This window comes from Sorangium sp. So ce693, assembly GCF_051521375.1.
Lineage (GTDB): Bacteria > Myxococcota_A > Polyangia > Polyangiales > Polyangiaceae > Sorangium > Sorangium atrum.
This window is the reverse complement of record NZ_CP150347.1, coordinates 13,092,470-13,112,271: the sequence shown is the minus strand read 5'-3', so window position 1 is coordinate 13,112,271 and position 19,802 is coordinate 13,092,470. Positions and strand designations below refer to the sequence as shown.

The window sequence follows — 19,802 nt, the reverse complement described above, 5'->3', positions numbered from 1 at the left end:
GCCGTGGCGGTATTCGAATACAAAGGCATCCTCGTCGGCACCGGAAAGCCGGTCAAAGGGGTCCGCGACGCGGAGAACGCGAAGTCCCTCCGGGTCGCCCTGCGCAAGGACGGCATCATGCTCACCGGCGCGACCGAGGAGCAGGCCGCGAAGGCGAAGGCGAAGCGCGATATCAAGATCTTCGCCTTCGCGGGCCGCCCCTCGACGTCGGACATCGCCGTGATGACCCGCCAGCTCGCGACGCTCATCGGCGCCGGCATCCCGCTCTTCGAGTCGCTGAACGCGCTCATCGAGCAGGTCGAGAAGGAGTCGCTGAAGAAGGTGCTCACGCAGGTGCGCGAGCAGGTGCGCGAAGGCACGAGCTTCGCCAAGGCGCTCGAGGCGCACCCCTCGGTCTTCCCGCCGCTCTACGTGAGCATGGTGCGCGCCGGCGAGGCGTCCGGCACGCTCGAGGGCGTGCTGACCCGCCTGACCACCTTCATGGAGAACCAGGCGAAGCTCGTGGGCAAGGTGACCGCCGCCCTCGCCTACCCCGCGCTGATGGCGCTCATCGGCATCGGGCTCATCTCGGTCCTCATGGTCGCGGTCGTGCCGAACGTGACAGGCATCTTCGCCTCCATGGACCAGGCGCTGCCCTGGTACACGGCGGCGCTCATCGGCACGTCGGCGTTCGCCTCGAGCTACTGGTGGCTCGTCCTGCTCGCGATCGTGGGCGCGGTGTACGGGTTCCGCCGCTGGGTGCGGACGCCGAAGGGCCGCCTCTCTTGGGACACGTTCGTGCTGCGGGCGCCCATCTTCGGCAAGCTCATCCAGATGCTGTCCATCGCGCGCTTCGCGCGGACCCTCGCGACCCTGCTGTCGTCGGGCGTCGCGCTCCTCAGCGCGATGGACATCGTCCGGAGCGTGCTCGGCAACGCCGCGCTGGAGAAGGTCATCGTCGACGCCATCGCGTCGATCCGCGAGGGCCAGAGCATCGCCGAGCCGCTGAAGCGGAGCGGCCGGTTCCCGCCGATCGTCACCCACATGATCGCCATCGGCGAGAGGAGCGGGCAGCTGGAGGCGATGCTGGAGAACGTGGCCAACGCCTACGACTCCGCCGTGGAGACCCGCGTCCAGGTGCTCACGAGCCTGCTCGAGCCGCTCATGATCGTCATCATGGGCGGCGCGGTCGCGTTCATCGCGATATCCATCCTCATGCCGCTCATCCAGATGTCGAGCTTCGTCGGGTAGGTGGCTATGGGGCGGCGCAGGCAGCGAGAGAGCACGATCTTCTTCCCCTGGGAGCGCGGCGGCGGGCTCTTCCGGCGGACCGGCATGGCGCGGGCGAGGCCCTTCGCCGCCGGCCTCGCGATGGTGGTCCTCCTGCTGCTCCTCGGCGCGCGCGAGCGGCGGCTCGTGGGAATTCGCTCGACCCGCGCGACGTTGTCCGTGGTCCACGGGGCGATCACCCTGTACCGCGCCGATCACGAGCGGCGGTGCCCGGGTTCCCTGGAAGAGCTGAAGCGCGAGGGATACCTCGCGATCGACCCGGTCGACGCGTGGGGCAGGCCGCTCCGGCTCACCTGCCCTGGAAGGAAGGATCCGGACGGATACGATCTCATGAGCGACGGGCCGGACGGCGAAATAGGCGGCCTTGACAGGGTGGAGTGAGAGATGGAGACGAACAGAGCAAGCAGCGCAAGAAGGATTCGACGGCTGAGCCGGAAGCTCTCGCGGGGCGTGACCCTGGTCGAGGTGCTCATCGTCGTGACGATCATGGCGATCATCGCCGGCGGCGCCACGCTCGTGGTGTGGCCGAAGCTCAAGCAGTCGCGCGTCAAGAGCGCCTATACCGGGGCGACGATCATCAAGAGCGCCGCCGAGCAGTACCAGCAGCTCGGGGCGGGCAGCGAGGGGTGCCCGACGATCCAGGCGCTGGTCAGCGCGAAGCAGATCGACGGCAACAAGACGGACGATCCCTGGGGCCAGCCGTACAAGATCAAGTGCGACGAGAACAACGACGTCCATGTCGTCTCGTCCGGCGACGACAAGAAAGAGAACACCCCGGACGACATCCGGGATGACATGAAGCAATCGGATCTCAACAAGATCGCGGAGATGTAGCGCCGCGCCGGGAGCAGGAGCGCCCATGACACGCCGCCGGACGAGGGGACTCACGCTGGTCGAGGTGCTGATCACCGTCACGGTGATCGCGCTCATCAGCGGCTCGGTCATGCTCGGCATGGGCGCGGTCACGAGCGCGCGGCTGAAGCGCAGCGCGGCGCTGCTCGCGGGCGCCGTCCGGGTCGCGTACGCCCACGCGAACGCGAAGTCGAAGCCGGTGCGGCTGGTGTTCGATTTCGAGGAGCGGATGATCGTGCTCGAGGAGTCCACGGGCGAGCTCCTCGTCGAGCGGAACGACCGGGCCGGCGGCGCCGCCGCGGCGACGGAGGCCGAGAAGGCGGCCACGGCGGAGGCCGAGGCGATCCTGAAGGGGCCGCGCGCGCCGCGGCCGTCGTTCGAGCCGGCGAAGGCGTACGGCTTCAACCCCGAGAAGGACAGGCCCGGCAAGGAGCTGTCGAGCGGCGTGCGCTTCCTCCAGGTGGAGACCGGGCACCAGGACGAGCCCGTGACGGAGGGGCGGGCGTATCTCTACTTCTGGCCCGGAGGCCAGACCGAGCACGCCGCGATCCAGCTCAGCCTCGGCGGCGGGGAGACCGAAGACGCGGTGATGACGGTGCTCGTCTCGCCGCTGACCGGCAAGACGGAGCTCAGGAAGGGCAAGGCGAGCATGCCCAGGCCGCGCGACGACGCCGAGGCGTCCGAGCGCGAGGACACGGGGTTTTGATGCGCGCCCGCGGCTTCACCCTGCTCGAGGTGATGGTGGCGGTCGCCATCCTCGGCCTCGGGCTGACGGCGATCCTCTCCGCGCAGGCCGGCGCCTTCTCGGCCGCGGCGCACGCGAGGAACCTCAGCCTCGCGAACGGGCTCGCGCGCTGCAAGATGACCGAGCTCGAGGAGCGGCTCGCCAAGGACGGCCTGCCGGCGCTCGACGAGGCCGACAGCGGGCCGTGCTGCGAGGGCGACGAGTCGCCCAACATCAAGTGCAGCTGGCGCATCGAGAAGCCCGAGATGCCCGAGCCCAAGTACGGCGATCTGGACCTCGACACCAACCTCGAGGGGCTCGGGGCGCTCGGCAAGCCGGGCGAGTCGAGCGGCACCGCGGCCCCGAGCGGCAACCTCGACGATCTCGCGCAATCGCTGGTCGGCGGCGGCGCGGGGGGCGGCGAGTCGGCCGGCGGGATCTCGGGGCTCCTGCAGCCGTTCGTCGACATGCTCGCGCCGACGCTCCAGCCCATCTTCGAGGCGAGCGCGCGGCGGGTGACGGTCAAGCTGACCTGGCAGCAAGGGTCTCGGGAGCACTCGTTCGAGCTCGTGCAGTGGGTCACGATCCCCCAGATGGGCCAGCCCGACGCGGGCACGGGCGAGGGAGGAGGAGGACCGTGACGGCGCGAAGGACGAGCTCTCCCCGCAGGCGCCGCCGCTCGCGCGCGGTGACCCTCCTCGAGGTCCTCGTCTCGGTCGGCATCCTGGCGCTGATCGGGACGCTCATCTACGGCGCGTTCGACGGCATGAGCCGCGCGCGCTCGGGCATCTCGCGGATGGGCGATCGCTACCACCAGGGCCGCGCGGCGATCGCGCGCATCTCGCGCGAGCTCCAGACGGCCTTCCTGTCCAGGCACCAGCCGGCCGACAAGAACATCGTCGCGCGGCTCACCGCGTTCGCCGGCGAGGACTCGTCGCCCGCCGACCGCGTCGATTTCACCGCGTTCGCGCACCGGAGGCTCCTCCGGAACGCGCACGAGTCCGATCAGTGCGAGATCGGCTATTTCGGCGCGCGCGACCCGGAGCACGACAGGCTCGATCTCGTGCGGCGAGAGGCGAGGACCATCGACACCGAGCCGACGAGGGGCGGAGTCGTCAACGTGCTCGCCGAGGACATCGAGAGCTTCAACCTCCAGTACCTCGACCCGATCACCGGGGAGTGGGTCGACTCGTGGGACTCGACGCAGCCGGCGGCGCAGCTCGACCGGCTCCCCTCGCAGGTGTGGGTGACGCTGGTCCTGAACGGCGGGCCTGGCGGGCAGCCGATCAAGTTCGAGTCGAAGGTGCCACTCCCGATGCAGGTCCCCATCGCCTTCGGGGCCAACTGAGCCATGAGCCGCCCGAGGAGCCCCCACGCCGAGGACCGCGCCGCAGACAGGCCGCGCTCCAGGCGCGCACGCGCGCACCGCCGCCTCCGGAGGCGGCGCGACCGGCGCGGCGTGGCGCTGGTCATGGTGCTCGGCGCGATCACGGTGCTCACCGTGTTCCTGACCGAGCTCCAGGAGGAGACCTCGACCGAGCTCTCCGCGGCGCTCGCCGATCGCGACGCGCTGCGGGCCGAGTACTACGCGAAGAGCGCCGTGAACCTGTCGCGGATGCTCATCGCCTCCGAGCCGAGCGTCAGCACGGCGATCGGACCGATGCTCGCGATCGTCGGGATCAAGGGGAAGTTCCAGGTGCCGGTCTGGAAGTTCACCGACATGTTCCTCGGCCCCTTCAACGCGCAGCTCGCCGGGGCCGCGGGCGAGGGCAGCGCGGCGCCGTCCCCCGAGGCCGCGGGCGAGGGCAGCGCGGCGGGCAAGAACCTGGGGCTCACCGGCGGCGGCCGCTTCGAGCTCAAGATCGTCGACGAGGACTCGAAGATCAACGTCAACCGCGCAGCCGACGACGTGGGCGGCATCTCCGATCAGATCGCCGTGGGGAACCAGCTGCTCAGCCTGATGAGCGACGCGCAGTACAACGCGCTCTTCGAGGAGCGCGACGGAGACGGCCAGTTCTCGGACCGCGCGACCATCTGCAGCGCGCTCATCGACTGGGCCGACCCCGGCGACCAGACGTTCGCCTGCGACGCGACGTCGAACGCCCCGAGCTCCACCGGCGCAGAGGACAGCTTCTACCAGACGGTCGGCCTCGCCTATCAGCGCAAGAACGCCCCGTTCGACTCGATCGACGAGCTGCGGCTGGTCCGGGGCATGAACGACGACTTCTGGGCGACGTTCGTCGACCCGGATCCGAGCAACCCGGACAAGAGGGTCCTGACCGTCTGGGGCAGCCGGAAGCAGAAGGTGAACGTCTCGTCTGCGAACGCGCTGACGCTGCTCAGGCTCACGTGCACCGCCGATTTCGTGGATATCGCGACGACGACGCTCTGCACCGACGTGAACCAGCAGACGGCGTTCCTCACCGTGGCGTCGCTCGTGCAGAGCATGACCGGGGGGCTGCTCTTCCCCACACCGAAAGATTATGTCGATGCGATGACCCAGAAGGCGGGCAGCTCGCTCGGGGGGATGCTCGGGCAGCAGTTCAAGGCGATGGGCGTGGAAGCGGTGAAGTTCAAGCCGAACGTCACGAAGTCGCTCGGCAACAGGACCAACTTCCTGAGCATCTACGCCGATGGCATCGTCCCTGGAAACAAGCGTGAGACGCGCGTGCGCGTCCATGCGGTGGTCGACCTCACGGGGGCGACGCCGCTCAGCCAGAGCGGCAGCAGCGGCAGCAGCGGCAGCAGCGGCAGTAGCGGCAGTAGCGGCAACGGTGGCAATGGCGGCAGCGGTGGCGCCGCTCCAACGCCGGAAACGTACGAGCAACAGGTACGATCGAACCCTGCCGGGACGATCATCTACTATCGCATCGAATAGGACACCCCTCCGGGAAGAAGCGCGCAAATGCACAGGCTGCTCGGGATAGATGCTGGGAAATCCGTGGTGCGGGCGGCGCTCATCCGCACCACGTACAGGAGGGTCTTCGTCGAGGCCCTCGGCGAGGCGGCCGTCACGGACGCCGTCTCCGAGGCCGAGGCCATCCGCGCCGCCGTGGGGCTCCATCGCCCCGACGCCGCGGCGATCGCGCTCTCCGGAGAGAAATCGTTCTACCGCCGCCTCGACCTGCCCGCGGCCGCGCAGAAGGAGGTCGAGAACGTCCTCGGCTTCGAGCTCGAGGCCACGGTGCCGTTCGAGATGGAAGACGCCGTCTTCGACCACCGCCTGCTCAAGCGATCGCCCGGCGTGGAGACGCTGCCGGTCTTCGCCGCCGTCGCGCGCACGGACGACGTGCGCGAGCGCATCGCCGTCGTGAAGGAGGCGCTCGGCTTCGAGCCGGAGCGGGTCGCGCTGGGCGCGGTGTCGCTCGCCAACCTCGAGGCGGTGATGCCGGAGCTCGCCGCGCCGTCGTCGGCCGGCGGTAGCGCGCCGATCGCCCTGCTCGACCTCGACTACCTCACGTCCGAGATCGTGATCGTCTCCGGCGGCGAGCCGGTCTTCGCCAGGACGCTGTCGCGCGGGACGGCCGGCCTCCCCGGCACCGCGCCGGCGCTCGCGCGCGAGCTGCGCCAGACGCTCGCGGCGTGGCGCAACCTCGGCGGCGAGCCGCTCGCGGGGATGTACCTCGTCGGCGGCGGCGCCACAGCGCAGGGCGCGGAGATGTTCCTGTCGACGCAGCTCGGCCTCACGATCCTGCCGCTCCCGACCCCTCGCATCGAGGGGCTCACGCCCGAGCAGGCCGCGGCGCTGCCCCGCTTCGCCAAGGCGCTCGGGCTCGCGCTCGGGCTGACGCCGAAGACCAAGGGGTTCAACCTCCGGAAGGGCGCGCTCGAGGCCGAGCGCAGCTACCCGTTCCTGCGCGAGAAGATCCCGATCCTCGCCGGCCTCGGCACCGTCATCGCGCTGAGCTTCGGCTTCTCCATCGTCGCGGAGCTGCGCACCCTCGACGCGGAGCGGGAGCTGCTCGCCGCCTCGCTCGCGACCGCCTCCCACGACGTGCTCGGCGAGGAGACGAGCGACCCGCAGAAGGCCCGCGAGCTGCTCGAGCAGGGCCCCGGCGCGGCCGACGAGGACCCGATGCCCCGCGTCGACGCCTTCGACGTCATGGTGCAGCTCTCGAAGGCCGTGCCGAAGGAGATCACGCACGACGTGCTCGAGCTCGACGTGAACCGCGGCCACGTGACCCTCCAGGGCGTCGTCCCGTCGGTCTCGGACGCGCAGATCATCGCGGATCACATGAAGGAGCACCGCTGCTTCCGCGACGTGAAGATCGGCCGCACGAGCCAGTTCACGGAGGGCAAGCACAAGTACGTCCTCGAGCTGGATCTCAAGTGCGAGGACAAGGCGAAGAAGAAGAAGACCGGCGCCGCTGACGCGGCGGAGAGCGCCTCGGCCGGCGCGCCGGAGAAGCCGGAGGGATCGCGATGACGCTCCGCGAGCGACTCGACAAGCTGGAGCCGCGCGAGCGCCGGCTCCTCACCATCCTCCTCGGATTCCTGGCGGTGATCGTCCTCTTGCTCGTGCCGATCGGGCTCGCGAGCGTCGCGTCCAGCAAGCGCGCCGAGAACCAGGAGATCCGCGATCTGCTCCAGTCGATCTACGAGGCCTCGGGGAAGGTCAGCGAGCGCAAGGCGCTGAAGGACGCGCTGCTCGCGCGCTATTCGCGGCCGGCGCCCGCGCTCGCCGGCTTCATCGAGGACGCGGCGAAGCAGCAGCAGCTCACCGCCGCCGAGTCGCAGGATCGCCCCGACGTCCCGCACGGCAAGAAGTACACCGAGCGGATCACGGTGGTGAAGATGCACAGGATCGGGATGCTCGGGCTCGCGAAGATGCTCGAGCACATCGAGGGCTCGGGCCACCCGGTCGCGGTGACGAAGCTGAACCTCAAGCCGCGCGCCGGCGAGCCGGACTCCTACGAGGTCGAGCTCGGCATCTCCGCGTTCGACCGGAAGGGCGAGCCCCCGCCGGCGACCCCCCCCGCGCCGTCGGCGCCCCCCGCCGCCGAAGAGGAGCAGGAGCCATGAAGGCGCGGCTCATCAAGATCGCGAGGTGGGCGGCTTATCCGCTCTTTTACCTCTTCTGTCTGGGCCTCTTCGGCTACCTCACGTTCCCCTACGACCGGCTCAAGGACCGGCTGATCGCCGAGTTCGACCGCACGCAGCAGAAGCGGGGCCCGAGCCAGGCGCAGCGCCTCGAGATCGACGAGCTCGACTCGTACTGGTTCACGGGGGTCGAGATGAAGGGCGTGCGGCTCATCCTGCCGCCGGGCGAGCTCGGCTCGGGCAGCAGGCCGAGCGGCGCCGCGGCCTTCGCCTCGGGCGACGCCGCCAAGGACAGCGCGCCGAAGCCGAGCGTCATCGAGATCGACGAGGCGCACGCGCGGCTGAAGATCCTGCCCCTCCTGATCGGGCGGATGCGGGTCTCGTTCTGGGCCAGCGTGTTCGGCGGCGAGATCGAGGGCGTGGTCCCGATGGGCCGATCGGGCGGCGACGTCCACGTCGAGGTCGCGAACGTGGAGCTCGCCAAGGTGGGTCCGCTCGGGGAGATCCTTGGCCTGCCGATCGCCGGCACGCTGAGCGCGAACCTCGATCTCAGCGCCCCCGAGGGCAAATTCAACAAGGCGAACGGCGCGCTCGAGGTCTCCGCCAAGGAGGTCTCGGTCGGCGACGGCAAGACGAAGATCCAGGGGCTCATCGCGCTCCCGGAGGCCAAGCTGGGGGAGCTGCTCCTGTCGGCGGAGGCGAAGGACGGCGTCCTCAAGGTCACGAAGATGTCCGCGAACGGCCAGGACCTCGAGCTCGACGGCGACGGCAAGGTCAACATGCGCGAGCCGTGGAACAACTCCACGGCGGATCTCTACGTGCGCTTCAAGTTCACCGACGCCTACCGATCGAAGAGCGATCTCACGAAATCGCTGCTCGGCGCGCCGGGGTCGAGCGTGCCCGGGCTGATCGAGATGCAGCAGCCCAAGATGAAGCGGTCCAAGCGAGCCGACGGCTTCTACGGCTGGCACGTCCACGGCCCGCTGAAGAAGCCCCGGTTCGACCCGCACGCAGCCGAGTCGCCCGCCGCTCGGGGCCGCACGCCTGGCGCGAGCCCGGCCACGACCACGAGGAAGCCCGGCGGCATCAACATGCCCCTCGGCGCCTCCGAGGCCGCCCCGAGGGACGGCGAGGAGCACGAGCCCCCCATGATGCCCCCGCCACCGCCCCCGCCCTCCACCGAGGACGAGTCGCCCACACGGCCGCCGTCCCCTCCGCCCGTAGACGGCGAGGGCACGCCTCCCGTTGAATAGAGCCGGGTGCAGCTTCGTGCGACGAAGGCGCGCCCTGCTCTAGGACCCGGACTCACGCTCCAAGGACTCGGTGATGGGGGATCCCAGCTGGCAGCAGAACCGGCGCGTTTTGCTGATCGACGACGACGAGGCCATCCACGAGGATTTCCGCAGGATCCTCCGATCCGACGCGGAGGGCTCGACCCTCGCGAGCCCCCAGCCGGCGCTGCTCCGCGAGCCGCCCGCCCGGCGGCCGGTGAGGTTCGAGCTCACGTCCGCGACCCGCGGGGAGGAGGGGCTGGCGAAGGTCCGCGAGGCGCAGCTGAGCGGCGCGCCGTACGCGCTCGTGTTCGTGGACGCGCGCATGCCGGGGTGGGACGGCCTCGAGACGCTCTCGCGCGTCTGGAAGGAAGACGGCGCCATCCAGGCCGTCCTCTGCGCGGCGGACTCGGATGACGCGTGGGAGGAGATCGCCGCCCGGTTCGGGCAGACCGACAACCTCCTCATCCTCGCCAAGCCGTTCGGCCCGAGCGAGGTCCGCCAGATGGCCTTCGCGCTCACCGAGAAGTGGAACCAGCGCCGCGCCCTCGCCGAGGCCAACTACAAGGTGTCGACGCAGTACACCGTGACCAGGATCCTCGTCGAGTCGACGACGCTCGCGGAGGGCGTCCCGGCGCTCCTCGGCGCGCTCGGGGAGACGCTCGGCTTCCGGTTCGCCGCCCTGTGGCTCGGCGACGACGAGAGCAAAGGGCTGCGCTGCGAGCACACCTGGAGCGCCGCGCCCGACGACGCGATCGCGCTCGAGGCGGCGACCCGGGGCGCGCGCTTCGCCCGCGACGCCGGGCTGCCCGGCCGCGCGCTCGCCCAGGGGGAGCCGACCTGGTTCAGCGACCTCGACGCCGAGGCGGACGACCCGCGCGCGCGGGCGGCGCGGCACGCCGGCCTCCGCTTCGCGGTCGAGCTCCCCATCGCGGTCCGCGCCGACGCGCAGGTCGCGGCCGTGCTGGAGCTCATGGACGCCGAGCCGCGCGCGCCCGATCCGGGGCTGCTCGACGTCCTGCTCGCGATCGCCGCCAAGGCCGGCCACTTCATCGGCAGCAAGCGCGTCGAGGCGGCCCTGCGCCGGAGCGAGGCGAACAACCGCGCGCTCCTCTACGCCATCCCCGACACGATCCTCCGGATCGACAGCAACGGCATCTGCCTGGACTTCAAGGCCTCCCGGGACCCGAGGCCGTCGCTCCGCGCGGGGGATCTCCTGCACAGGCACGTCGGCAACGTGTTCCCCGCCCACGTCGCCGAGCAGATCACCGGCCTCGTGGCGCGAGCGCTCGCGGACGAGGCGACGCACGTCTTCGAGTACCAGGAGCAGCTGGCGGGCAGCGCGCGCGACTACGAGGTCCGGATCGCCGGCAGCGATCGGGCGGAGGCGGTCGTCATCGTCCGGGACATCACGGAGCGAAAGCGCGCCGAGGCGGAGACCGAGGCGCGGCGCGCCCGGGAGGAGGCCCTCCGGGCGCAGAACGAGATCCTCGCGGCGCTGTCGACCCCGCTCATCCCGATCAGCGACGACATCGTCGTGATGCCGCTCGTCGGCGCCCTCGACCCGCAGCGGACGCGCCGCGTGCAGGAGACGCTGGTCCGCGGCGTCGCCGCCCGCCGCGCGCACGTCGCGATCCTCGACATCACCGGGGTGCCGCGGATCGACGGCCCGTGCGCCGACGCGCTCCTTGGCGCCGCGACGGCGGTGCGCCTGCTCGGCTCGGAGGTGATCATCACGGGCCTGAGCCCCGACGTGGCCAGGACGCTCGTCGAGATCGGCGTCGACATGAGCGGCATCGTCACGCACAACACCCTGCAGAACGGCATCGCCTCCGCGATGACCTCCGCGCGCGGACGGCGCCGGCGGCGCCGCGCGAGGGCGCGCCGGTAGCGGCGGCGTCGCGCGGCGTCCGGCTCAGCGCTTGCCGCTCTGCGCGGCGTGCCTGTCGAGGGCGGCGAGGACGCGGTCGTAGTCGGGCGGCAGCTCGACCGGCGGGTTGGCGAGCCGGCTCGTCACGTCCGCGAGCGCGCGCTCGTGGTATTTCACCTTGAACTCCGTGAACTTGAGGCCGTTCGCTGTCGAGACCACGACGACCCGCTGGCGCTTCTCCACGAGGCCCTTCTTCACGAGCTTCTCCAGCGCCGCGAGGGCGACCGCCGTGTGCGGGCAGGTGTACATCCCGGTGCGATCGGCGCGGGCCGCCGCGTCGCAGAGCTCGTCCTCGGTCACCTCTTCCGCGACGCCGTCCATCGCCTTGAGGGCCAGCATCGCCCTCGGCGCGCTCACCGGGTTGCCGATCTGGATCGCGCTCGCCAGCGTCTCCCCGGCCTTCATCGGCACGACCTCGCTCCGCCCCTCGGACCACGCCTTGAAGAGCGGGTTGGCCCGCGCCGCCTGCGCCACGCAGAGGCGCGGGAACCGCGTCGTCAGGCCGAGGTCCTTCAGCATCTTGAAGCCCGCGTAGAGCGCGTAGGCGTTGCCGAGGTTGCCGCTCGGGAGGATGACCCAGTCGGGCAGCGTCCAGTCGAACTGCTGCACGATCTCGATGGCCACGGTCTTCTGGCCCTCGAGCCGCAGGGCGTTCATCGAGTTCGCCAGGTAGACGACGCCGTCGGCCGAGAGGCGCTGCACGATGGCCATGCAGCCGTCGAAGTCGGTGTCCAGCGAGAGGACGAGCGCCCCCGACGCGATCGGCTGGACGAGCTGCGCCGTCGACACCTTGCCCCGCGGCAGCAGCACGACGACGGGCAGACCGGCCGCCGCGCCGTACGCCGCGAGCGACGCCGAGGTGTCCCCGGTCGACGCGCACGCGATCGCGCGCACCTCGAGGCCCTCACGGATCGCCTTGTTCACCACCGAGACGAGCACCGTCATGCCGAGGTCCTTGAACGACCCCGTGTGGCTGTTGCCGCAGAGCTTCACCCAGACGTCATCGAGCCCGAGCGTGCGGCCGTAGCGGTCGGCCCAGAACAGGTTCGAGCCCCCCTCGTCCATCGACACGATGGCCTCGTCCGGTACCTGCGGAGCGACCCACTCCCGCTTGCCCCAGACCCCGGAGCCGTAGGGCCACACCGTGCGCTTGTAGCGCTCGTCGAAGAGCTTCATCCACGTCGCGGGGCTCCGGTCGCGGAGCGCGTCGATGTCGTGGGCTACGTCGAGCAGGCCGCCGCAGGTGGGGCAACGGTAGAGGGGCTGCGTCAGCGGGTAGCTCCCGGCGCAACCGGTCAGGCATCGGAATGCAGCAGAGTAGGCCATGGCAATACGGATCTCCTGGGTGGCGGGAAGCGCCCGCGGAAGGTGGTGTCGGTTCAGTCGAAGCGTGGGGCTTCCATGCCGAGCCGCCTATAGAAGTAGATCGCCGCGTTCCTGGCAAACGATCCCTGCGGGACATAGACGTCGCTGGGCTCCCGTAGCGGCTCGTCGGCCGAGAGCGGCCCGTCGCGATCGCCGGCCAGGCGCTCGAGATCCTCGAGGAACGCTTCCATCGAGGGATAGCGGTTGTCCGGGCGCTTCCGGATCGCCTTCAGGATCACGGACTCGAGCAGCGGGTCGAGGCTCCGGCGCTTCTCCGAGGGGCGGGGCGGCGGGGTCACGAGCTGCCGGGCGAGGAGCTCGGACTGCTCCGAGCGCGGGAACGGGAGCTCGCCGGTGAAGGCCCGGAACATGACGACGCCGAGCCCGTAGACGTCGGTGCGGGCGTCGGGCAGGTCGCTCACGACCTGCTCTGGCGCCATGTACTCGAGGGTGCCCACCGCGGTGCCTGTCGCCGTGATGAGATCGGCGGCCTGGATCTTCGCGAGGCCGAAATCGAGCACCTTGACCGCGTACGGGTCGCCCTGCGGGCCCACGAGGTAGATGTTGTCCGGCTTCACGTCGCGGTGGATGATCCCGGCGCGGTGCGCGGCGGCGAGCCCGGACGCGGCCTGGGAGAGCACCGGGATGGCGAGGTCCGCGTCCATGCGGCGCTCGCGCCGGAGCCAGTCGCCGAGCGACTCGCCGAAGAGGTACTCCATCACGAGGTAGGGGGCGCCGTCTTCCGAGCGCGCGCCGGCGTCGAGCACCCGGACGATGTTCGGGTGCCCGATCATCGCGGCGCTCTGCGCCTCGCGCACGAACCGCTCGCGCGTCCGCTCCGCCCGGGCGGCGAACTCCTCGAGGACCTTGATCGCGACCGGCTGGCCCGTCTCGATCTCGACCGCGAGGTAGACGCGCGCCATCGCCCCTTTGCCGAGGTAGCCGTGCACCTCGTAGCGCTCCCCGAGGCGGGTCCCGCGCAGCCGGGTCGGCTTGTACCGGAACAGGTCGACGCGCCGGCCCTCGGTGAGCTCCGCGCCGTCGTAGGGGCAGAACCGATGGCCCGCGTCGTACTCCCGGTGGCAGCGCGCGCAGAACATGGCCTCGCTTCGAATAGCGCCCCGCGCTCCGGCCACGCAAGCCCGCTCGGCGGGCCCCCGCGCTAGCCGCTCTAGCCCGCCTTGCGCGGCGAGCGCCCCGTCAGCTTGGTGTACGCGTGATAGCCGAGCCAGCGGAGCGGCTCGGGCGGGACGCCCCGGAGGGGGGCCATGTAGAACGGCAGATCCCGCCACCGCGCGTCGTCGCCCGCGTAGATGTCGCAGAGCACGCGGCCCGCGAGGTTGGCGAGCGTCACGCCGTGGCCGCTGTAGCCGAGGGCGTAGTACACGTTCCGGTGCTCGCCGCGCACCCCCATGCTGCAAAGCCGGCTCATCGTGATGCCGAGGGTGCCCGTCCAGCGGTGCGCGATCCGCAGCCGCTCGGCCGCAGGGAAATAGCCGGTGAGCCGGCGCCGGATGGCCTCGAACGCCGGCCCGGCCGAGTCGGGGGTGCCCGGGTAGGAGGTCTTGTTCCCGTAGAGGTAGGCGTACGCTGCGTTGCTGCCCCCGCCGAACACCAGCTCACCGGCGGGCGTCATGCTGGCGTACGCGATCCGGTCGCGGTCGTCGCTGAAGCCGGCGACCTGCCCCCAGCCGAGCGCGGCGCGCGCCTCGGCGTCGAGCGGCTCGGTCGCGATCACGTGCGAGTGCAGGGGGAAGACGCCGCTCTTGAAGTAGCCGAGGCGCGGCGTGTAGCCGTTGGTGGCGAGCACGATGGCCGCGGCCCGGACGACGCCCCCCGGCGTGGTCAGCTCGATCGTGCGCCCCTCCCGGATCCCGAGCACCGGCGTGTCCTCGTGGACGGCGACCCCCCACGCGAGCAGCAGCGGGCGCAGGCCGCGCAGCAGGTCGACCCCGTTGAGCTGCCCCTCGGTCGCGTCCAGCACGGCCCCGGCCGCGCCCCGGACCCCGAGCCGCTTCGAGAGCGCCGCGCTGTCCAGGTACTGTAGCGAAATGCCCCAGCTGGCCAGCTGCTCCACCCGAGCGTGCGCCGCCTCGGCCCGGCGCGCGTCGGTGAGCACCTCCAGGCATCCGTCGCGGCGGTGGCGCACCGGGAGGTCGTGCTCCTGGATCATCCCGACGATGCCGTCGATCCCCGCGCGCGTCGTCTCGTACACGCGGCGCGTGAGCTCCGGATCACGAGAGCTCACCCCGTTAATCCAGTTCAGCATCATTCCCCCGTTGCGCCCGCTCGCGCCGTTCGCGAGGTGACGCGCCTCGAGGATCATGATGCGGAGGCTCGGAAATCGGCGGATTAGATGGTATGCGGTGGAGATCCCGGTGAACCCTCCTCCGATGATGGCCACGTCGGCCGCCGCGTCCGCGCCCAGCGGAGGGACGGGCTCATAGACCGGGCCCGCCTCGCTCCACACGGAGCGCGCGGAATCGATGTGCGAGCGGGTGTCGACGAGCGCTGCGCGAGCCACGATGATCACCTATCAGAGGAATGCGCCTCTGGCACCATGAACCCCGGGAGCCCTGCTTGAAGCGACGTGTCCGGCTCTGCATGAAGGATCTCTTCCACCAGGACGTGGTGGAGATGATCGAGCGCGAAACCCGCAAATACCAGATCTGGTCCATCGAGGATCCTTCCGACCCGGACTTCGACGCGGCGTATCAGATCCTCTGGGACTGCTTCGGTCCTCACGGAGAGATGGAGCGCAGGGAGGCGATCGAGGCGTTCCTCCGCGACGACCCGTTCACGCCCGAGCCGTCGGGCACGTACATGCGCTACTTCCTGCTCGTGGCGCGAGACGCGGACGGAAAGGTGCGCGGCGTACGCGACGGCACCGTGCTCATCAATCCAGCGTACGCGCCGGACCTCTGCGTCATCTACCTCGCTCATATCTTCATGCTCCCCGAGGCGCGCGGGACGGTGCTGTCGTACTGGCTGCGCATCTCGCCGGTCGAGCTCGCCATGCAGTACCTCACCGACCTCCACGCGATGGGGAAGATCACGCTCCCCGCGCCCTCGGCCCCGGGCAAGTACTTCGGGATGAACGTCGATCTCGCGGCCGAGGTCGAGTACTTCACGCCGGAAGAGCGCCTGTCGTGGCAGCGCATCCTGTTCTACGGCCGCGGCGGGTTCGACGCGATCAACCCGCGCCACTTCCCCTACCGACAGCCCGACTTCCGCGATCCCGACGTGATCCGCGCGACCGGCAACCAGCCGTCTCCCTTCATGGTCCTCGTGCGGCGCATGGGCCGCGAGCGGCAGGCGCAGCTGCCGATCGACGAGGCGAGGGCGCTCATGCGGCTCCTGTACGACGACTTCGCGGATCACTGCGCGCCGCACCTGCTCGAGAACAGCCTCCAGCTCGTCCTCGACCGGCTGGAGGAGCGGGCGAAGCGGAAGAGCTTCGTCGAGCTCCTGCCGCTGCCGACCGGGCCCAGGGACCTGCACCGGTTGAAGCCGCTCTTCCGGCACAACGTGTTCACGAAGTACTACCCGGACAGCCCCGACGTCCGCGGCTACCTGAACAGCGGCATCCGCGAGAAGCTGCTCGCGAACCCGCGCCACCTCGACGAGGAGCTCGCCCAAATCGCCCGGGAGCTGGAGACCCGTCCGCCGTTCGTCTACGGGAGCCGGGACAAGACAGCGACCTGGGAGGGCACGCCGCTCTCGCCGGGCTCGGAGCCGATCCCGGACGGGGCCGACCCGGGCGAGATCACCCGCGAGGTGCCGGCGCCGGCGTCGACCCTGCCGCCGCGGTGATCACCACGGCGCCGCGCTGATCACGCCGCCCCGGGCGGAGCGGCGGCGCCGCTCCCGGGGCCGGCCGTCGCGGCCCGCGCGCGCAGGGCGCCCGCGCGGAGCTTTTGCACCGCCGCGGAGGCGGCCTCGTGGGCGTCGAGCGCGCCGCGCAGCACGAGCGCCCGCCCCTTGGCCGCGGCGGCCTCTCCCAGCGTCCCGTCGAGCACGCCCTCGGCGAGCCGGACGAGCGGGCCGATCTCGGCGAGGTTCCGCGCGAGCGCCCGGGCCTCCGTGGCGAGCCCGGACGCCGCCTCGCAGGGCGAGGCGCTCGCGATGGCCGCGGCCTCCTCGCAGAGCTCGTCCGCGACGGGGCCCATGTCGCGCCAGCACGACACGGCCGCGCGCAGGCTGGCCGGCGTGACGTGCGTCGCGCGCGACGCGGGCGACGCGTCGACCGCGCGCGCCGCGTCGACCCGCGGCCCCGCCGTCGCCGCCTGCGCCGCGGCGATGACGGGCGAGAGGGCGAGGAGCGCGCGCTCCAGCGCGCGCGTGGCCTGCTCGACGCGGACGAGGCGCTCCTGCACGTCGGCGCTGGCCAGCGGGGCGTCGCCCAGCGTGAGCGCGGAGAGCCGGCCGGAGACGTCGATGGCGAGCTGCTCGAGGGCGCCGACGATGCGCTGGTCGAAGCGGCGCGGGACGACGTCGAGCACGCAGAGCGCTCCGAGCACGTGCCCGTGCGCGCGCACCGGCACGCCCGCGTACGCGCGGATGCCGTAGCTCTCGACGAGCTCCTTCGGGACGCGCTCGTCGCGCAGCGCGTCGTCGACGATGAGCGGCACCTCGTCGAGCACGACGAGCTGGCAGAACGAGTTGCTCCTCGACGTCGCGCAGCTCACGGCGAGCTCGAGGGGGAGCCCGTATTGCGCGCGCAGGAGCTGGACATGGCGCACGAGCAGGCTGACCACGGCGATCGGCGACCGGGCCAGCTTGGCGGCCCGCACCACGCAGGCGTCGAGGATGGCGTCCGCGTCGGCGCGCAGCACGGCGCCGCGCAGCTCGGCCAGGCGGGCGGGGTCGTTCAGGTCGGCCATCGCGCGATGCTACCCTGCCTGGCGGGGCGCAGGTCGGCCGAGGTCACCCCGGGCGCGCCGCCGCTCCCCTCGCCCGCGCCGCCGCTCCCCTCGCCCGCGCCGCCGCGATGAAGGTGCGGAGGTGCACCTCGACCACCCGGCTCACGTCGGGCGTGTACCCACCCGCGAGCACCCACGCGATCGGGACGCCTCGCTCGAGCGCGGCCCGGAACACGATCGCGTCGCGCGCGTAGAGATCGTCGTGCGTCAGGTCGAGCGGCGAGTACGGGTCCTCGCGGAAGGGGTCCGCGCCGGCCTGGTACAGGATCAGGTCGGGCGCGGCGCGGTCGATCGCCGGGCCGAGGTGCCGCTCCAGGATCTCGAGGTAGGCGGCGCCGCCGCTCCCGCCCGGGACCGGGACGGACCAGCAGTTCTCCGTGTCCGGGGCGCGCTCGCCCTCGACGTCCCGGTACGCCCGGTTCTGCTTGTACCAGCTGCCGTAGATGGAGAGCTGGAACGCCCAGGGGCGCGACGCGAGCAGCGAGGCGGTGCCGTTGCCGTAGTGGAGGTCCATGTCGACCACCAGGCCGCGGCGGATGCGCCCCTCGGCGCGCGCGCGCTCCAGCGCGACGACGAGGCCGTTGAAGGTGCAGAAGCCCTCGCCGTGGCCCTCGTGCGCGTGGTGGAAGCCGCTCGCGAGGTTGCCCGCGACGCCGTCCTCGAGGGCCGCGGCGGCGGCGGCGACGCAGCCGCCGTTCGTGAAGCGCACCGCCCCGGCCAGCGCCGGCGACCACGGGAACTTCTGCGACTCGGCCAGCGCCCGGGGCTCGCCGGTCGCGATCGCCTGGACGTACGCGGGCGCGTGGACGCGCAGGAGGTCCTCGTCACAGGCCGCCTCGGGCTCCTCGACGCGCGCGGGCAGGCCGCTCCGCTCGATCGCCTCGCGCACGAGGGCGAACTTGCGCATCGGCATGACGTGCTCGCCGATGTCCGCGAAATAGCGCGGCGTGTGGAACACCCGGATCGGGGGCGAGGCGGCGGCGTCAGAGGTCACTTGCAGACCGACTCGAGGTGGTCGAGCGCCTCGCCGACGTGGCGCGATGCGAAGATCAGCGCCGGCCGGAAGCGGAGCGTGCGATCGCCCGAGCCGCCCACCTCGAGGCCGCGGTTGCGGAGCGCGGTGAGCGCCGCGTCGCGGCGGGCGGCATGGGGAAAGTCGACAGCGGCGAAGGTGCCGCTGCCCCGGGCGCCCGAGAGCACCCCGGGGTAGCGCCGGCAGAGGTCCTCGAGGCCGGCGACCAGGCGCTCGCCGGTCGCCCGCGTGTTCTCGAGGAGCCGGTCGCGCTCGATGACCTCGAGGATCACCTCGAGCTGCGCGCCGCGGAGCGGGTCGCCGAGCCAGGTGTTGAAGACGCGCAGCGGCTCGATCGGCGCGAGCTCCTCGCGGCAGTAGAAGCCGCCGAGCTGCATCTTCTTGGAGAACGTGACCATGTCCGGCGGCTCGGGCAGGTCCCACGCCTCGTGCGCCCAGAGCGCGCCGGTCCCGCCGCCGCAGGTCTGCACCTCGTCGATGATGAGCGCGACGCCGCGCTCCGCGGTGAGGCGGCGGAGCGCCTGGAAGAAGGCCGGGCTAGCGTGGCGGTCGCCGCCCTCGCCCTGGATCGGCTCGACGATGACCGCGGCGACCTCGTCCGGGTGCGCGTCGAGCGCCGCCTCGACCGCCTCGAGCGAGCGCGCCTCGGCGGCGCGGTTCTGCTCGGCGTGCGCGGCGAGGGGGAAATGGCTCGCGGGGAACGGCGCGACGGGCCAGTCGAACGCGGGGATGTCGAGCTTGTGGATCGGCTTGCTCCGCGTCGCCGAGAGGGCGCCCATGCTGCGGCCGTGGAAGCCGCCCTCGAAGGAGAGCACCTTGAAGGCGTTCACGCCGGGCTGCCGGTTGAGCATGGTCGCGGCGAGGTCGCCGTCGCTCGGCTGCGCGCCGCCGCGCCGGCGCCGGGCGAGCCGGATGAACGCGGCCTTGAGCGCGTTCTCGACCGCCTCCGCGCCGGTCGTGAACGTGAAGACGCGCGTGTGCCCCTTCGGCGCGACGCGCATCAGCGTCTTCTCGACGAGGTCGACCCACTCGGGCGCGGGCGCGACGCCGAGCGCGGAGCGGTAGCCCGCGCACCAGTCGAAGCGGCCGTCGCGCCACGCGGCGAGCAGATCCGGGTGGTTGTAGCCGATGGGCACGGCGGCGATGTGCCCGTACACGTCGAGCAGCACGTTGCCGTCCACGTCGACCATGTAGTTGCCCAGGCTCTTGCGCGCGTCCTGATAGAAGTGGATCGGGCGCGCGTCCTGGTAGCGATGGTGGCGGGCGCGGAGCGCCTCGGACGCAGGCCCCGGGATGGCGGTGCGCATCGAGGCGCGCTCGGGCTCGCCGGGGATGGGCGGAGGGGAGTGGGTCTGGGCGTTCATGGTCGGACTCCAATGCAACGGCAGCGGCGGAG

18 protein-coding genes are annotated in these 19,802 nt (G+C 71.5%); 12 read left to right on the top strand and 6 right to left on the bottom strand.

Annotated elements, in window-relative coordinates; translation table 11 throughout:
- Positions 1 to 3: 3 nt before the first annotated feature.
- From gspF to WMF14_RS48980, 11 genes are all read left to right on the top strand, one after another.
- A complete protein-coding gene (gene gspF, locus WMF14_RS49030) occupies positions 4 to 1,230 on the top strand; it encodes a type II secretion system inner membrane protein GspF (protein WP_437797891.1) in 1,227 nt (408 codons plus the stop codon).
- 6 nt (positions 1,231 to 1,236) lie between these two features.
- Entirely contained in the window at positions 1,237 to 1,650 is a 414-nt protein-coding gene (locus WMF14_RS49025) for a type II secretion system protein GspG (protein ID WP_437326756.1), read from the top strand.
- Between the two features lie 3 nt (positions 1,651 to 1,653).
- Positions 1,654 to 2,103, top strand: a complete 450-nt coding sequence (locus WMF14_RS49020) for a type II secretion system protein (protein WP_437530284.1) — start codon at positions 1,654 to 1,656, stop codon at positions 2,101 to 2,103.
- Between the two features lie 25 nt (positions 2,104 to 2,128).
- Positions 2,129 to 2,827, top strand: a complete 699-nt coding sequence (locus WMF14_RS49015) for a pilus assembly FimT family protein (RefSeq protein ID WP_272096920.1) — start codon at positions 2,129 to 2,131, stop codon at positions 2,825 to 2,827.
- Positions 2,827 to 3,486, top strand: coding sequence for a type IV pilus modification PilV family protein (locus WMF14_RS49010; RefSeq protein WP_272096919.1), 660 nt, complete (start codon positions 2,827 to 2,829; stop codon positions 3,484 to 3,486). The genes WMF14_RS49015 and WMF14_RS49010 overlap by 1 nt, the downstream gene beginning before the upstream one ends.
- On the top strand, positions 3,483 to 4,193 hold the full coding sequence (locus tag WMF14_RS49005; RefSeq protein WP_437797888.1) for a type II secretion system protein GspJ: 711 nt from the start codon (positions 3,483 to 3,485) through the stop codon (positions 4,191 to 4,193). The genes WMF14_RS49010 and WMF14_RS49005 overlap by 4 nt, the downstream gene beginning before the upstream one ends.
- A gap of 3 nt (positions 4,194 to 4,196) precedes the next feature.
- The gene (locus WMF14_RS49000; RefSeq protein ID WP_437797886.1) at positions 4,197 to 5,723 is read left to right on the top strand and encodes a general secretion pathway protein GspK; all 1,527 of its coding nucleotides are present in this window, start codon (positions 4,197 to 4,199) and stop codon (positions 5,721 to 5,723) included.
- Positions 5,724 to 5,750: 27 nt separating this feature from the next.
- Positions 5,751 to 7,271: a type IV pilus biogenesis protein PilM gene (gene pilM / locus WMF14_RS48995; protein ID WP_437797885.1), complete on the top strand. Its 1,521-nt coding sequence runs from the start codon at positions 5,751 to 5,753 to the stop codon at positions 7,269 to 7,271.
- The gene (locus tag WMF14_RS48990) at positions 7,268 to 7,867 is read left to right on the top strand and encodes a hypothetical protein (protein ID WP_272096915.1); all 600 of its coding nucleotides are present in this window, start codon (positions 7,268 to 7,270) and stop codon (positions 7,865 to 7,867) included. Before pilM ends, WMF14_RS48990 begins: the two co-directional genes overlap by 4 nt.
- The gene (gspN, locus tag WMF14_RS48985; protein WP_272096913.1) at positions 7,864 to 9,138 is read left to right on the top strand and encodes a type II secretion system protein GspN; all 1,275 of its coding nucleotides are present in this window, start codon (positions 7,864 to 7,866) and stop codon (positions 9,136 to 9,138) included. The genes WMF14_RS48990 and gspN overlap by 4 nt, the downstream gene beginning before the upstream one ends.
- 73 nt (positions 9,139 to 9,211) lie before the next feature.
- Positions 9,212 to 11,047: an STAS domain-containing protein gene (locus WMF14_RS48980; protein ID WP_437797882.1), complete on the top strand. Its 1,836-nt coding sequence runs from the start codon at positions 9,212 to 9,214 to the stop codon at positions 11,045 to 11,047.
- A gap of 24 nt (positions 11,048 to 11,071) precedes the next feature.
- Here the strand turns inward: WMF14_RS48980 and thrC are convergent, their stop codons facing one another.
- The 3 genes from thrC to WMF14_RS48965 form a co-directional block, all read right to left on the bottom strand.
- Positions 11,072 to 12,412 carry a threonine synthase gene (thrC, locus tag WMF14_RS48975; RefSeq protein WP_272096911.1) on the bottom strand — a complete coding sequence of 447 codons (1,341 nt, stop codon included), beginning with the start codon at positions 12,410 to 12,412 and terminating at the stop codon, positions 11,072 to 11,074.
- Between the two features lie 53 nt (positions 12,413 to 12,465).
- Positions 12,466 to 13,551, bottom strand: coding sequence for a serine/threonine-protein kinase (locus WMF14_RS48970; protein WP_437797880.1), 1,086 nt, complete (start codon positions 13,549 to 13,551; stop codon positions 12,466 to 12,468).
- 71 nt (positions 13,552 to 13,622) lie between these two features.
- A complete protein-coding gene (locus tag WMF14_RS48965) occupies positions 13,623 to 14,975 on the bottom strand; it encodes an NAD(P)/FAD-dependent oxidoreductase (protein ID WP_437797878.1) in 1,353 nt (450 codons plus the stop codon).
- Positions 14,976 to 15,031: 56 nt separating this feature from the next.
- On the opposite strand from WMF14_RS48965, the gene WMF14_RS48960 reads away from it, so the two are divergent.
- Positions 15,032 to 16,264, top strand: coding sequence for a hypothetical protein (locus tag WMF14_RS48960; protein WP_437797876.1), 1,233 nt, complete (start codon positions 15,032 to 15,034; stop codon positions 16,262 to 16,264).
- 20 nt (positions 16,265 to 16,284) lie between these two features.
- Here WMF14_RS48960 and WMF14_RS48955 read toward each other — a convergent pair whose 3' ends face one another.
- From WMF14_RS48955 to WMF14_RS48945, 3 genes are read right to left on the bottom strand one after another with little or no spacing between them, the layout of a single operon-like run.
- Positions 16,285 to 17,334: a GAF domain-containing protein gene (locus WMF14_RS48955; RefSeq protein WP_437797874.1), complete on the bottom strand. Its 1,050-nt coding sequence runs from the start codon at positions 17,332 to 17,334 to the stop codon at positions 16,285 to 16,287.
- Between the two features lie 43 nt (positions 17,335 to 17,377).
- Positions 17,378 to 18,367, bottom strand: a complete 990-nt coding sequence (locus WMF14_RS48950) for a histone deacetylase family protein (protein WP_437797872.1) — start codon at positions 18,365 to 18,367, stop codon at positions 17,378 to 17,380.
- Positions 18,364 to 19,770 carry an aminotransferase class III-fold pyridoxal phosphate-dependent enzyme gene (locus WMF14_RS48945; protein WP_437797870.1) on the bottom strand — a complete coding sequence of 469 codons (1,407 nt, stop codon included), beginning with the start codon at positions 19,768 to 19,770 and terminating at the stop codon, positions 18,364 to 18,366. The genes WMF14_RS48950 and WMF14_RS48945 overlap by 4 nt, the downstream gene beginning before the upstream one ends.
- Between the last annotated feature and the right edge of the window lie 32 nt (positions 19,771 to 19,802).